The sequence below is a fragment of the Chitinibacter fontanus genome (assembly GCF_013423785.1).
Lineage (GTDB): Bacteria > Pseudomonadota > Gammaproteobacteria > Burkholderiales > Chitinibacteraceae > Chitinibacter > Chitinibacter fontanus.
On the sequence record NZ_CP058952.1, the window covers coordinates 1,761,058 to 1,774,066 of the forward strand.

16 protein-coding genes are annotated in these 13,009 nt (G+C 52.9%); 10 read left to right on the forward strand and 6 right to left on the reverse strand.

Going from position 1 to position 13,009, the window contains the following annotated elements:
• Window positions 1-48: 48 nt before the first annotated feature.
• From HZU75_RS08125 to HZU75_RS08135, 3 genes are read left to right on the forward strand one after another with little or no spacing between them, the layout of a single operon-like run.
• Window positions 49-336, forward strand: coding sequence for a hypothetical protein (locus HZU75_RS08125; RefSeq protein ID WP_180308622.1), 288 nt, complete (start codon window positions 49-51; stop codon window positions 334-336).
• The gene (locus tag HZU75_RS08130) at window positions 263-1,336 is read left to right on the forward strand and encodes an ABC transporter substrate-binding protein (RefSeq protein WP_180308623.1); all 1,074 of its coding nucleotides are present in this window, start codon (window positions 263-265) and stop codon (window positions 1,334-1,336) included. The genes HZU75_RS08125 and HZU75_RS08130 overlap by 74 nt, the downstream gene beginning before the upstream one ends.
• Window positions 1,337-1,338: 2 nt before the next feature.
• A complete protein-coding gene (locus HZU75_RS08135) occupies window positions 1,339-2,571 on the forward strand; it encodes a GGDEF domain-containing protein (protein ID WP_180308624.1) in 1,233 nt (410 codons plus the stop codon).
• A 55-nt stretch (window positions 2,572-2,626) separates the two neighbouring features.
• Here the strand turns inward: HZU75_RS08135 and HZU75_RS08140 are convergent, their stop codons facing one another.
• Window positions 2,627-3,526, reverse strand: coding sequence for a LysR substrate-binding domain-containing protein (locus HZU75_RS08140; protein WP_180308625.1), 900 nt, complete (start codon window positions 3,524-3,526; stop codon window positions 2,627-2,629).
• 97 nt (window positions 3,527-3,623) lie between these two features.
• Here HZU75_RS08140 and HZU75_RS08145 point away from each other — a divergent pair, with 97 nt between their 5' ends.
• Together HZU75_RS08145 and zigA are read left to right on the forward strand one after the other, a co-directional pair.
• Window positions 3,624-4,226 carry an FMN-dependent NADH-azoreductase gene (locus HZU75_RS08145; RefSeq protein WP_180308626.1) on the forward strand — a complete coding sequence of 201 codons (603 nt, stop codon included), beginning with the start codon at window positions 3,624-3,626 and terminating at the stop codon, window positions 4,224-4,226.
• Window positions 4,227-4,378: 152 nt separating this feature from the next.
• A complete protein-coding gene (gene zigA / locus HZU75_RS08150) occupies window positions 4,379-5,596 on the forward strand; it encodes a zinc metallochaperone GTPase ZigA (RefSeq protein ID WP_180308627.1) in 1,218 nt (405 codons plus the stop codon).
• A 25-nt stretch (window positions 5,597-5,621) separates the two neighbouring features.
• Here the strand turns inward: zigA and HZU75_RS08155 are convergent, their stop codons facing one another.
• The 5 genes from HZU75_RS08155 to HZU75_RS08175 form a co-directional block, all read right to left on the reverse strand.
• Complete coding sequence (locus HZU75_RS08155; RefSeq protein ID WP_228028240.1) at window positions 5,622-6,308, reverse strand: TIGR02117 family protein; 687 nt, start codon at window positions 6,306-6,308, stop codon at window positions 5,622-5,624.
• A 162-nt stretch (window positions 6,309-6,470) separates the two neighbouring features.
• Window positions 6,471-7,535 carry a 3-deoxy-7-phosphoheptulonate synthase AroG gene (aroG, locus tag HZU75_RS08160; protein WP_180308629.1) on the reverse strand — a complete coding sequence of 355 codons (1,065 nt, stop codon included), beginning with the start codon at window positions 7,533-7,535 and terminating at the stop codon, window positions 6,471-6,473.
• Between the two features lie 132 nt (window positions 7,536-7,667).
• Window positions 7,668-8,093: a Fur family transcriptional regulator gene (locus HZU75_RS08165; RefSeq protein WP_180308630.1), complete on the reverse strand. Its 426-nt coding sequence runs from the start codon at window positions 8,091-8,093 to the stop codon at window positions 7,668-7,670.
• A gap of 10 nt (window positions 8,094-8,103) precedes the next feature.
• Window positions 8,104-8,520, reverse strand: coding sequence for an RNA polymerase-binding protein DksA (gene dksA, locus HZU75_RS08170; RefSeq protein WP_180308631.1), 417 nt, complete (start codon window positions 8,518-8,520; stop codon window positions 8,104-8,106).
• Window positions 8,521-8,646: 126 nt separating this feature from the next.
• Window positions 8,647-8,952: a c-type cytochrome gene (locus HZU75_RS08175; protein ID WP_180308632.1), complete on the reverse strand. Its 306-nt coding sequence runs from the start codon at window positions 8,950-8,952 to the stop codon at window positions 8,647-8,649.
• A gap of 130 nt (window positions 8,953-9,082) precedes the next feature.
• On the opposite strand from HZU75_RS08175, the gene HZU75_RS08180 reads away from it, so the two are divergent.
• The 5 genes from HZU75_RS08180 (at window position 9,083) to ruvB (ending at window position 12,870) form a co-directional block, all read left to right on the forward strand.
• The gene (locus HZU75_RS08180) at window positions 9,083-9,955 is read left to right on the forward strand and encodes an energy transducer TonB (RefSeq protein ID WP_180308633.1); all 873 of its coding nucleotides are present in this window, start codon (window positions 9,083-9,085) and stop codon (window positions 9,953-9,955) included.
• A 66-nt stretch (window positions 9,956-10,021) separates the two neighbouring features.
• Complete coding sequence (locus tag HZU75_RS08185; RefSeq protein WP_180308634.1) at window positions 10,022-10,459, forward strand: energy transducer TonB; 438 nt, start codon at window positions 10,022-10,024, stop codon at window positions 10,457-10,459.
• Window positions 10,459-10,980 carry a crossover junction endodeoxyribonuclease RuvC gene (gene ruvC / locus HZU75_RS08190; RefSeq protein ID WP_180308635.1) on the forward strand — a complete coding sequence of 174 codons (522 nt, stop codon included), beginning with the start codon at window positions 10,459-10,461 and terminating at the stop codon, window positions 10,978-10,980. The genes HZU75_RS08185 and ruvC overlap by 1 nt, the downstream gene beginning before the upstream one ends.
• Before the next feature lie 180 nt (window positions 10,981-11,160).
• Entirely contained in the window at window positions 11,161-11,754 is a 594-nt protein-coding gene (gene ruvA, locus HZU75_RS08195) for a Holliday junction branch migration protein RuvA (protein WP_180308636.1), read from the forward strand.
• 72 nt (window positions 11,755-11,826) lie between these two features.
• Window positions 11,827-12,870, forward strand: a complete 1,044-nt coding sequence (ruvB, locus tag HZU75_RS08200; RefSeq protein WP_180308637.1) for a Holliday junction branch migration DNA helicase RuvB — start codon at window positions 11,827-11,829, stop codon at window positions 12,868-12,870.
• Window positions 12,871-13,009: the final 139 nt, after the last annotated feature.

Here is a 13,009-nt window from a genome sequence, read left to right on the forward strand (position 1 = left end):
ATGGATGACACGGGGATGACCCCGCTGCGAAGCGCCTTAGTTTAGTGTTTGCGCGCACAAAAAGCGTGGCATAAATACCGCTATGGCGTTGTTTTGCTGGGTATTTTTATCGGCAATACATCGCTGTGCTGTCATTTAGTCGTGTTGTGTGATGGTGTGGCTGGTGATGTGCGTTTTATTGACCATACTAAAAACAATCCTATTTCAATTGCTCGAGTAATGATCCGTGGCGAATTTTTCCTGCCGTTTTCTCGCTTTGTGTATGGCCGCCTGGCTGGTTGCGGCAAGCGCGTGGGCGGTGTCGGTGACGTTTATCAACCCGGGCAAACACGATGAATTGTTTTGGCAAACCTCCAGCTCGGCGATGCAGGCGGCGGCGCTGCAATTGGGGTTTAAGCTGGAGGTGAGCTATGCCGAGCGCAGCCCGCTGCGGGCGTTGGAGATTGCTCGCCTTCTAGCCGCCCGGCCTGCGGCGCAACAGCCGGATGTGGTGATTTTTAGCAATGATCAGGGTACGGGGCCGGAGCTGCTGCAAATATTTGCCAATACCCGCACGCACTGTTTTATGGCGTATAGCACTTTATATACCGCCGATGAGCGTAAACGGGGTGGCGAGCCACGGGGCAAATATCCGAATTGGCTAGGCTCCTTGGTGCCCGATGCAGAAGTAGCGGGCTATCTGGTGGCGAAGCAATTGCTGGCGCAAGGGCGTCGGGCGGGCTTGCAGGGGGGCGATGGGCGATTGCAGGTGATTGCGCTGGCTGGCGATCGTTCCACGCCTAGCTCGATTCGGCGCAATCGCGGCTTGCAGCGGGCGGTGGCAGAAAGCAGCGATGCGGTGCTGCGCCAAATGGTGTACGCCAATTGGCAATTAGCCAAAGCAACAGAGCAAAGCAGTTGGCTGTATGAGCGTTACCCTGAAGCCAGATTGATCTGGAGCGGTAGCGATATTATGGCGTTTGGCGCGATGCAAAGTTGGCAGGCACGTGGTGGTGTGGTGGGGAAAACGGCCGTATTCAGTGCGTTTAATACTTCCCCAGAGGCGATGCAAGCGATTGGGGATGGTCGTTTAAGCGCGCTGGCGGGTGGACACTTCATGGCGGGCGCCTGGAGTTTGGTGCTGATCTATGATTATTTACACGGTAGGGATTTTGCGGGTGAAGGGCTTGAGATGGAGGCGCCGATGTTTGGGTTGATTACGCCCGAATTAGCGCGCCAATATCAACGCCGTTTTGGCGCGCAAAACTTTGGCAGTATTGATTTTCGGCGCTATAGCCGCTGGCATCATCCCGCGCTATTGCATTACCCATTTACCCTGCAATCTTGGCTGAAATAGCGATGCGTTTTGAACGGTTTCAATCCATTACCCGTTTATTGATCCGCAAAATTGTCTGGGTTTCGGTTGTGTGCGCGCTATTGATCGGCTCTATTCGTGCCTTTAGCCTGTACCGGATGAGTGAGCATCAGTTTAACGATACGTTAAATGTGATTGCCGCGGTGTATGTTCCGCAATTGGCGATTAGCGTCTGGGATATTGAGCCTAAAAGCATCGAAACCCAGCTGCACAGCATGGTTGAATCGAATGATGCCATCGCCTTTGTTCGGCTAGAGCTAACATCAGGGCGCAAGTTTTCCTATGGGCATCAAGCGACCACGGCAGGTTTGCCGCCGCACCATTTTGTGTTGTACGAGCCAGGTACTACCAGTCAGGTGTTGGGCGATTTATTTGTATATGCCGATACCGCCAATTTTTACAAAATGCTGGTGTTCCAGATTGGGCTGAGTGTGTTTGGCTATGCCCTGCTGACCTTATTAATTTGCCAGCTGGTGCGCTTGATTTTGCGGCGGCATTTGCGCAAGCCCTTGAAAGAAATTGCCGCATTTGCCCGCGAACTGGATGCGCAAAAATTACTCACCCCCTTGCATCTAACCGACCGCGAGCATGTGGTGCCGAATGAAATTGATCTGGTGGTGGCGGGTTTCGATATGTTGCAAACCGAGCTGGGGCGGCATATTCATCACCTTGATCAATTGGTGGCTGAGCGCACCGCGCAGCTAGAGCAAGCCATGCAGTCGATTCAATTGTTATCTATCACCGACCCGCTCACGGGTTGTTACAACCGGCATTATCTGAACGAGCAGCTTGAACGTATGGCCAGCAGCGAAAGTCAGCAGCCGCTGTCCGTGATTTTCTGTGATGTGGATTTTTTCAAGCAGGTGAATGATAAGTATGGCCATAAAGCGGGCGATGACGTGTTAGCCAAGGTGGGTGAAGTATTGCGGCAAAGTTTGCGCAGCGAAAGCGATTGGGTCGCCCGCTACGGCGGTGAAGAGTTTTTACTGATTTTGCCCAAAACCGATCTGGCGACTGCGCACCAGATTGCCGAGCGCCTGCGCTTGGAGATTGGCGAGTTGAGTTTTCAATGCCGCGAGCAGTGTTTTCAAATCAGCGCCAGTTTTGGGGTTGCTGAGCAGCTACCTGCCGAAGGCGCGCATCAGCTGTGCGAGCGCGCAGATCAATTGCTGTATCAGGCCAAAAACAGTGGCCGTAATCGCGTGTGTAGTGCTTAGTGCGTTGAGGGTATATTGCTGTAAATATTAATACAGTTGCGTTGTATTAATATACCTAGCCTAACGCCGCAACCAAGGCATCAAGTAATGCCCGCACGGCGGGCGATAAACCCCGCTGGCTGGCGTACACTGCCTGCACATGGCTAAACGGAAAGCGCCAGTCGGGTAGCACTTCGACTAGGCTGCCGCTGGCTAAATCCGCAGCAACATAATCATCCGGTAGCATGGTCACCCCTAAGTCAGCTAGTGCAGCTTGGCGGCGCAAAGCAAAACTTTCGGTCGATAAGCGCGGCGGTAAAACGAATTCCCGTGCTTCGCCACTGGCATTCACCAGCCGCCAATGAATGCGCTGATCTGCTCCTACCATGCCCAGAGCCGGTGCCAGTGCCAGTGCGCCCGGTGTACTAATCCCACCCAATTGTGCCACCAGCGCCGGGCTGGCGACCAGCTTGGCCTGCGTGGGGCGCAAGCGGCGAGTGGCCCATTGCAAATCTTCATCATCAGTAGCGCGCACCCGCAAAGCAACATCGATGCCTTCTTCCAATAAATCGACTCGCCGGGTGGTTGAAATAATTTCGAGCACTACTTTGGGGTGCTGCACAATAAATTGCTGCAAAATTTCTACCAAACTATCCATCATCGCGGGCGGTACGCTTAACCGTACCCGCCCTGCTGGCTCGGCGCGCTGGCTGGCCACCACGCATTCAGCGGCTTCGGCTTCGCGCAGCAAAGCCTGACAGTGGCCAAGGAATTTTTGCCCGACATCGGTGAGTGTTAGCTTGCGCGTGCTGCGCTGAAGCAAGCGCACCCCAAGGCGCTCTTCCAGACCGGCAATCCGGCGTGACAGCCGCGATTTGGGAATACCCAATTGTCGTGCCGCCGCGGAAAAGCCGCCAAATTCAATCACCTGAGCGAAATACACATAATCATTAAAGTCTGCGCTGATTGGTGTCATCAGTAGAACAATCCTTCCTAATTTTGCAGTCTAGTCGCTATTTTGCGCCAAATATAAGATGCATACATCAAAACATTCAGCCACAAAGGATTGCATCATGAACTTGCTCCATATCGACTCCAGCATTTTGGGTGACCACTCTGTTTCGCGCCAACTGACTAAAGAAGTAGTAGAAAGCATTCGTTTGGCTGAACCAAACGCCAGTGTGACTTACCGCGATGTGACTAGCTCGGCTACCGTACATCTGGATGGCTCATTGTTGGCCGCCAAAGGCACGCCAGCGCAAGAACGCAATGCCCAGCAAGCGCATCAGGTCAGCATTGCCGAGACGGTGATGGCTGAGTTTCTGGCGGCTGACGTGCTGGTGATTGGCGCGCCAATGTATAACTTCTCGATCCCTAGCCAACTTAAAGCGTGGATCGATATGATTAGCGTGGCAGGTGTGACATTCAAATATGGCGCCAATGGCCCAGAAGGCTTGGCAGGTGGTAAGCGCGCAGTGATTGTTGCTACCGCAGGTGGCCAGCATGCAGGTACAGCAACTGGTGTTGCCCACGTTGAATATCTGCGCATTTTGCTGGGCTTTTTGGGCATTACGGATATTCGTGTTATTTCGGCGGAAGGCTTGGCCATGGGGCCTGAGGTGCGTGATCCTGCACTAGCCGCTGCTCGTGCTCAACTGAGTGCAGTTGCTGCTTAAATGAGTTAAAAGTAGTTTAAAGCAGCTATTTGTAGTTAAAAACGGCTAAATTCAATATTGAATTGGCCGTTTTTTATAACAATATTTGCAACACAGTTGCGCAACTGTGTTGCAATTGTCTATGCTATTGGCTTTTTGGTCGGAGCCGTAGCATGAAAAAACTACCTGTCACCGTTTTATCCGGCTTTCTGGGCGCAGGTAAAACCACCTTGATGAATCATGTGCTGAAAAACCGCGCCGGTTTGCGTGTCGCGGTGATTGTGAATGATCTGTCAGACGTGAATATCGATGGCGAGCTGATCCATCAGGGCGGCTTTGCGCGTGGTGAAGAACGCCTAGTCGAAATGAGCAATGGCTGTATTTGCTGCACGCTGCGCGAGGATTTGCTCGAAGAAGTGGCGCGTTTGGCCAAAGAAGACCGCTTTGATTACCTGCTGATCGAATCCACCGGTATTGCCGAGCCGCTACCGGTGGCCGAGACCTTTACCTTCCGCGACGAGCAAGGCCAATCGCTATCCGATCTGGCGCAGCTCGATACGATGGTGACGGTGGTCGATGCGTTTAACTTTTTGCGTGACTATGCCACCGGCGATTTACTGGCTGAGCGCGGCGAAACCGCTGGTGAAGAAGATGATCGCACCGTGGTTGATTTGCTGGTTGAGCAAGTCGAATTTTGCGATGTGTTGGTGATTAGCAAGCCCGATCTGGTCAGCGCCGAGCTGTTGGAACAATTGCAAAGTATTTTGGCAGCGCTCAATCCGCGCGCGGTGCAATTGGTGGCCGAAAACGGCGAAGTGCCACTGAATGCGATTTTGGGAACCGGCCGTTTTGACTTTGACGAAGCCGCCAACGCACCGGGCTGGCTGGCCGAATTGCGTGGTGAGCCTTCTGCAAAACTTCCGGAAACCGAAGAATATGGCATTAGCAGTTTTGTCTGGAATGCACGCCGTCCGCTGCACCCACAACGTTTTTGGGATTTGATCCACAGTGAATGGGATGGCGTATTGCGCTCAAAAGGCTTTTTCTGGCTGGCCACCCGCCCGAGTTTTGCCGGTAGTTGGTCACAAGCTGGTGGAGCATGCCGCCATGGTGCGGGCGGCTATTGGTGGGCCAGCGTACCGAAAGAGCATTGGCCGCAAGACGACGATGCGCTCGACGCAATTGCTGATGGTTGGGATGATGATTTTGGCGACCGTAAGCAGCAAATCGTGTTTATTGGCATAGAAATGAACGAAGATCAGCTTAAATCGAAGCTAAATACTTGCCTGCTGACCGATGCCGAATTGGCAGAAAACAACTGGGGCAACTATCCTGACCCATTCCCAGTGTGGGGTGTTGCCGCAGATGACCCAGAGGCCGTAGCGGCGTAAATCAAAGGCTTGTCGCAGGGCTAGCCTACTCGGCTTGGCACTGCGCCGGCAGATCGCCAATCGCATTCATGACGCTGGCAGCAGTGAGTTTAAAGCGGCTCCAGATTGGCAGCCCCGCGCGGGCTAGCCGCTGTGCCGTCCAGCTATTGCAGGTGTTCAGCAGGTAATAGTTGCCGACGGCTGCATAAAATTCGCTATCACCATACAGCCCCGGCCCGAGCGGCTGTACGTCGTGTTGTTCGTTCAAGGCGAGGCTGTCGCCAATCGCCTGATTGAGCTGATCTAGCTGGGTATTGCTAAGACAAATAGGTTTGATCTGCTCTTTAGATAAATACGCACCGGGGGTATCTGTGAGCCCCACAAAATGCATAATCGAGCCGGAGAGGCCGAGCATGGCTTTGAGCGTAATACTGGCCGTAATTTCCTTTGCTTGATAAAAGCCTTTATCACCCCAGCCGATTTCAAAATAATTGGCGTTGCCAAAGCGATGTTGTAGTGCTGGAAAGCGCAGTTTAAACGACGCTGCTGGCACAATCAGGCCGGTATGCCAGCCATTATTGACGACATAAATCGTAGCTTGAGTCGGCGGCGTTTGTGCCTGTGCTTGCTGGCTGACCCAGCTTAGCACTAGGGCTGCAATGAGTAGACGGATACAAATTAGCAACTGGCCGATTGGTTTAGAAATTGGAGCGTGTATCGGGTGAGTTTTCACGATAGATGATAAGGTGATTAGTGGGTATGTGCTGTTAGCGCTTTTTGTGTGAGCTTTCTGTGCACATACCCTTTGAGTAAAAGCGAAAAAAAGCCGGAATCACAGATGTGAATTCCGGCTGATTTGGCTGCGGCATTGCTTTGCCAACAGAGTAATCCGTGCTTAAAGTTTGCTCAGTGCGCGGCGAGTGGCTACGGCGTTGGCCAGATCGGCGAGCAGTTTCTCGGTATCATCCCAGCCAATACATGCGTCGGTAATTGATTGGCCGTAGCACAATTCTTTACCTGCGCCATCATCCTGACGACCTTCCACCAAGTGGCTTTCAACCATTACGCCAAAGATCGCATCATTACCGCTGGATACTTGGGCGCAGGTATCGGCGCACACTTCCATCTGGCGACGGAAATCTTTGCGGCTATTCGCGTGGCTAAAGTCGATCATGATTTTCTTGGCCAGACCGGCTGCCGCTAAGTCGGCGCTAGCTGCGCGTACATGTGTTTCGTCGTAGTTCGGCTCTTTGCCGCCGCGTAAAATCACGTGGCAATCTGGGTTGCCGCCAGTAGCTACAATCGCCGAGTGACCGTACTTGGTCACCGACAAGAAGTGGTGTGGCTGGCCAGCAGATTTGATCGCATCAAACGCAATTTTCAAATTGCCATCGGTGCCGTTTTTAAAGCCGACTGGGCAAGACAAACCAGAGGCCAGCTCGCGGTGCACTTGAGATTCGGTGGTGCGCGCGCCAATGGCGCCCCAGCTCATCAAATCGGCCACGTATTGTGGCGTGATCATATCGAGAAACTCGCCAGCCGTTGGCATGCCGGTGTTGTTCAGATCAACCAGCAGTTTGCGCGCAATACGCAGGCCTTCGTTGATATTGAAGCTGCCATTGAGGAACGGGTCGTTAATCAGACCTTTCCAGCCCACGGTGGTACGCGGTTTTTCGAAATACACGCGCATCACGACTTCTAGCTGGTCTTTGTATTGCGCACGCAATTTAAGCAGGCGTTCGCCATATTCCAGCGCCGATTTGGGGTCGTGAATAGAACAGGGGCCAATGATGACCAGCAGACGGTCGTCATTACCAGTGAGCATTCGGTGAATCGCCTGACGCGTCTCAAACACCGAGGTCGACGCAGTTTCATTCACTGGATATTTTTCGATTACTGCCACGGGTGGTAGTAACTCTTTGATTTCGCGGATGCGTACGTCGTCGGTTTGGTAATGCATGATCTTCCCTGCCGGCTAAGTGCAATCAGAGATTGCCTGTATATTCTTTAAAGGGAAGAGATTATCGTCTAAAGCGTTTGGCGGCAAGCGACGTGGGGCAAAAATGGTGTTGGAAATGGCTTTGCAGACGAATTAAGCGGTTTTACAGCTGGCGCAGATGCCTTTAACAGTAATTTCGACGCTATCGGCACTAAATAGCTTGGGGAGCGCCATCGGTAGATCGGTGGTGATGTCTTCGAGGCAATAAAAGCGCCCGCATTGCTGACAGTGGAAGTGGGCGTGATGATGTGGCGCCTTGGCGGCAGAAAAGCGCCATACTCGGTCATCACCGGATAATTTGTGCGCCAAATTTTCGGCGGTCAGCCAATCGAGCACCCGATAAACGGTAACGCGGTCTAGGCTAGGTTCAAGTAATTGCTGGATATCAAGATGCGACAAAGGGCGCTGTGCGCCCAGCAGGGTCGCCAAAATATCAACCCGCGCTGGTGTAATGCGAGCGCGGGTTTTGCCGATTAAATCGCGCGCGGCAGCGCGTGTAGCCTGATCAGATTGATCCATGCGCGGCAGATTAATCCGCGTACTGTTTTTTCTGACGTTCGCGACGCTCTTGCGCTTCTAGCGACAAGGATGCCGTTGGGCGCGCTAGCAGACGTGGCAGGCCAATTGGTTCGCCAGTGTCTTCACAGTAACCGTAGTTTTCTTCGGCGATTTTGCGCAAAGTTGAATCGATCTTCAGCAATAGTTTGCGTTCACGATCACGTGTGCGCAGCTCTAGTGCGTATTCCTCTTCCAGCGTGGCGCGGTCAGCAGGATCTGGCGTTGCTTCTTGCTCTTGCAAATGACTAGTCGTTTGGCTGGCGTTGGCAACCAACTCGGCTTTCATTTGAATTAGACGCTCGCGGAAGAACTCGAGGTGATCCGCGTTCATGTAGTCATCTTCGGGGCCTTTCCAGTCCCGGATGTCTTGTTCCGTGAGTTTTGCCATGATTATTCTCGCTTTTTGACAATGTTGGTCGCTTACAAAATAAGCAACCCAATAGGGCACGCAGCTTAATCAACTACGCCGGGCAATGCAATACGGCTGCGTGACAATCATATTAAATCTAGCGTCTTATTGGGCCAAAACCCAGCGAATAATGACGCGTAAATCCTTCTCTTCAATTTGCTGAGCCGGCATGGGAATCTGCCCCCATTTGCCACCAGGCAAGCCTTTGCGTACTTCCGCCATCAGCATCGCTTCGGCATCTTTCTGGCCTTTGTAGCGTTTGGCGACCTCTTTGTAGGCGGGCCCAACAATTTTTTGTTCTACAGAATGACAACCCAGACAATTGTATTTTGCCGCTACTTTAGCGCCGTCATCGGCGGCAAATACTGACGCAGAACAGAGCAAAGCTAAAACCATCAGAGTGTTGCGCATAATCATCAATTCCGTGCTGTGAGTGTGTTCTATTCTACTCCACCTGCTGCCTTTCGCGTGCTCAACATCGGTGCCAATCGCTGCTGTGCTACACTCGCGCGATTGTGCAAATTCAGTTGGGATGCGAAAGATGGATCGGGGGCAACGTTTTATGGCTGCGGCGATGGCCTTATCGCTGATTGCGCACGCCTTTCCCATATTTGGCATCAAATTTGTGTTGCCTGACCCGCGCCAATTTATGTCCAAGCAGCCGCTGGATATTGTGCTGGTCAATCAAAAAACCACGACTCGGCCTGCCAATGCCGAAGTTGAAGCGCAAGCTGATCTTGATGGTGGCGGCAATACTGATGCGCCCGATCACCGTGTTAAATCGCCCTTGCCTTCCAAATCCAAGCAAGCCGATGTGGAACTTGAGCAAGTTGAATCTAAACTGAAAAAGCTTGAAGACCAGAGCAATCAGTTGATGACACAGCTCAAATCCAGCACCAAAGCCAACACGGATAGTAAAAACGTCCAACAAAGCCCTGATGGCCAGCCGCTGGATGTTGAAGATCTCAAAGAGCAAGTTCGCAAGCAGCAAGAAATTGCCGGTTTGGCCGCCCAGATTGCCAAACAAAATCATGAATACCAGAGCAAACCACGCAAAGCCTTTGTCGGTGCGCGCGCCAAGCAAACCAGCGTAGCCATGTATATGGACGGCTGGCGCCAAAAGATCGAGCGTGTAGGCACGATGGCCTATCCAGTCGATGCCGACGGCAAGAAGATCTACGGTCAATTGCGCGTGACAGTAGAAATCGATGCCGATGGCACGATGCGCAGCTCACAGATTGATAAATCATCAGGTAACCCACAGCTGGATGCCGCCGCGCTGCGGATTTTGAAAATGTCCGCGCCCTTCTCCAAGCTGCCGCCTGATATGCTCGACTCCACTGGCAAACCCGCGACGGTGTTGGTCATTACGCGTACGTGGACCTTTGAGCGTCAGCAGCTGACAAGCGATTAAGCGATGTTGCGAGCCGCACTATTAGTACTGCCCTTGCTTTTACTTGCGTGTGCTAATCATGCCCCAGTGGATAAATCACAGGAATTAGCGCTAAAAGCAGCACAAATCGCTCAGCAAAACCACGCATACCAAAGTAAACCGCGTAAAACTTTTGTGGGGGTGAACGCAAAACAAACCAGCGTGGCAATGTATATGGATGGTTGGCGCCAGAAAATCGAGCGTGTCGGCACGATGGCCTATCCGGTTGATGCTGACGGTAATAAGCTTTATGGCCGATTGCGCGTGATGGTGGAAATTGATGCCGATGGCACGATGCGTAGCTCACAAATTGATCAATCGTCTGGCAACCCGCAACTAGATGCCGCTGCGTTGCAGATTCTAAAAATGTCCGCACCTTTCCCCAAGCTGCCACCAGATATGCTTGATGCTACTGGCAAGCCCTCCAAAATATTAGTGATCACGCGCACGTGGACGTTTGAGCGTCAGCAGTTGGAGTCCAACTAGTGCGCATTCTCGGCATCGACCCCGGCTCGCGCACCACTGGCTTTGGGGTGATTGATGTGGTCGGGCAAAACCGCATTTATGTCGCCTCGGGTTGTATTAAAACGCAGGGCGGCCCGTTGGCGGGGCGGATCAAGATTATCCTTGATGGTATCGCACAGATTGTTGCAACTTATAAACCAGATGAGTCCGCGATCGAGCAGGTTTTCGTCAATGTGAACCCCGCGGCAACCTTGATGCTGGGCCAAGCACGCGGCGCAGCGGTGGCGGCTTTGGTGCTGGCGGGGTTACCAGTGACTGACTACACCGCGCTGCAAGTCAAACAGGCCGTCGTTGGCAATGGCCATGCGGATAAAGAGCAAGTCGGGCTGATGGTGCAACGGCATTTGCGCCTGTCGGGCGTGCCGCAGGCCGATGCGGCTGATGCGCTCGGTGTCGCCCTCACCCACGCCCAGCATCAGGGCGGTGCGGCTAAACAACTGGCGGCATATCGAATGTCGATGAAACGCGGTCGGATGGCCTAGGGGTATTTGCCTGTGGGTAATGTATAAATTGGCTTCTATCTGTATACATGGCTATGTATTTGTTGCTTGTCCTGCGCTTGCGCTGATTATGCCGTAGTGCACAGACGATTTTGATTTTCGCCCCACAAAGCCGTTATACTGTACGTTCGTTCACTTTGGCGCTAGGCGCAGAGCTTCATTATGATTGGTCGTCTCACTGGCAAACTGCTTGAAAAACAGCCACCGCAAATCCTGCTCGACGTCGGTGGCGTTGGCTACGAGGTGGATGTGCCAATGAGCACTTTTTATGTGTTGCCTCATCTGGGCGAAGCGACAACCCTGTTTACCCATTTGGTCGTGCGTGAAGATGCGCAGCTGCTCTACGGCTTTGCGACGCGTGAAGAGCGCAATAGCTTTCGCACCTTGATTAAGGTGTCGGGTATCGGCGCCAAAATCGCGCTGGCGATTCTGTCGGGCATGACAGCTGACGAGTTGGCACTGGCGGTCGCCAGTGAAGACATCAAACGCCTCTCGGCCGTGCCGGGGATTGGCAAGAAAACCGCCGAGCGTTTGGCGCTCGAATTACGCGGCAAGCTCGCCACCGGCGGTTTGGTCTCGATGCCCGGCGAATTACCGCTGGCCACCACGCCCGATGATCGTAGTGATATTCTCAATGCCTTGCTGGCCTTGGGCTATAACGAGCGCGAAGCCAATCTGGCGATGAAAACGCTACCTGCCGATGCATCGGTGAGCGACGGGATTCGGATAGCGTTGAAATCGCTGGCGAAAGGCTAAGGGTATTGGTCTGTAGCTCAATGCATTAAATGACTGTGGTTAAATACATGCTGCAGTATATGGATATACACCATGATCGAAACCGATTCGCTATTTTCTGCCCCACCGCCTGATCGCCTGATCACGGCACAAAAGCTCTCGAATAATGAAGAGCAGCTTGAGCGCGCGCTGCGGCCGAAGTTGCTCGACGAATATGTTGGGCAAATGAAGGCGCGCGGGCAGTTGGAGATTTTTATTGAGGCGGCGAAAAAACGCGGTGAGGCGCTCGATCATGTGCTGCTATTTGGCCCGCCTGGGCTAGGAAAAACCACGCTGGCGCATATTATTGCGCGCGAATTGGGTGTGAATTTACGTCAAACCTCTGGACCTGTTTTGGAGCGAGCTGGTGATCTGGCGGCGCTGCTGACTAATTTAGAGCCGCACGATGTGCTATTTATCGACGAAATTCATCGGCTTTCACCGGTGGTCGAAGAGATTTTATACCCTGCGCTGGAAGATTTTCAGCTTGATATCATGATCGGCGAAGGCCCAGCGGCGCGCTCGGTGAAGCTTGATCTGCCGCCATTCACCTTGGTCGGCGCGACGACTAGGGCAGGTATGTTGACTAATCCGCTGCGGGATCGTTTCGGTATCGTCGCGCGCTTAGAATTTTATACCCCCGAAGAATTAACCCGCATCGTGAGTCGTTCTGCTGGTTTGCTGAATGTCGAAATGGCCGATGATGGCGCGTTTGAAATTGCCCGCCGCTCGCGCGGCACACCACGGATTGCCAACCGCTTGCTGCGCCGTGTACGCGACTTTGCCGAGGTCAAGCACGATGGTGTAGTGACGCGCGAAGTGGCAGATGCGGCGCTACAAATGCTCGACGTTGATCATGCTGGGCTCGATGTGATGGATCGCAAGTTGTTGTTGGCCATTTTGGAAAAGTTCGGCGGTGGCCCAGTGGGGCTGGATAACGTCGGCGCGGCGATTGGTGAATCAACAGATACGATTGAGGAAGTCGTTGAGCCCTACTTGATTCAGCAAGGCCTGATGCAGCGTACTCCACGCGGCCGGATGGCGACATTGGGGGCGTATGCGCATTTTGGTCTAAACGCGCCCAAAACCGATGAATGAATGGTAATTTCATACAAAATCGAATCCAAATGCCCCGATCGGGGCATTTTTTATGCACAATAGCTATTCAATGACTTTGGCAACGCATCGATGTGCGGGGCTTTTCACACTAGCTGAACTTTTATCGCTTAAGGTTTTC

What these genes read in the sequence shown, in the direction of transcription:
- HZU75_RS08130 (WP_180308623.1), top strand. Translation starts at nt 263, where the DNA reads ATGGCCGCCTGGCTGGTTGCGGCAAGCGCGTGGGCGGTGTCGGTGACG.
- HZU75_RS08135 (WP_180308624.1), top strand. Translation starts at nt 1,339, where the DNA reads ATGCGTTTTGAACGGTTTCAATCCATTACCCGTTTATTGATCCGCAAA.
- HZU75_RS08140 (WP_180308625.1), bottom strand. Translation starts at nt 3,526, where the DNA reads ATGACACCAATCAGCGCAGACTTTAATGATTATGTGTATTTCGCTCAG.
- HZU75_RS08145 (WP_180308626.1), top strand. Translation starts at nt 3,624, where the DNA reads ATGAACTTGCTCCATATCGACTCCAGCATTTTGGGTGACCACTCTGTT.
- zigA (WP_180308627.1), top strand. Translation starts at nt 4,379, where the DNA reads ATGAAAAAACTACCTGTCACCGTTTTATCCGGCTTTCTGGGCGCAGGT.
- aroG (WP_180308629.1), bottom strand. Translation starts at nt 7,535, where the DNA reads ATGCATTACCAAACCGACGACGTACGCATCCGCGAAATCAAAGAGTTA.
- HZU75_RS08165 (WP_180308630.1), bottom strand. Translation starts at nt 8,093, where the DNA reads ATGGATCAATCTGATCAGGCTACACGCGCTGCCGCGCGCGATTTAATC.
- dksA (WP_180308631.1), bottom strand. Translation starts at nt 8,520, where the DNA reads ATGGCAAAACTCACGGAACAAGACATCCGGGACTGGAAAGGCCCCGAA.
- HZU75_RS08175 (WP_180308632.1), bottom strand. Translation starts at nt 8,952, where the DNA reads ATGCGCAACACTCTGATGGTTTTAGCTTTGCTCTGTTCTGCGTCAGTA.
- HZU75_RS08180 (WP_180308633.1), top strand. Translation starts at nt 9,083, where the DNA reads ATGGATCGGGGGCAACGTTTTATGGCTGCGGCGATGGCCTTATCGCTG.
- ruvA (WP_180308636.1), top strand. Translation starts at nt 11,161, where the DNA reads ATGATTGGTCGTCTCACTGGCAAACTGCTTGAAAAACAGCCACCGCAA.
- ruvB (WP_180308637.1), top strand. Translation starts at nt 11,827, where the DNA reads ATGATCGAAACCGATTCGCTATTTTCTGCCCCACCGCCTGATCGCCTG.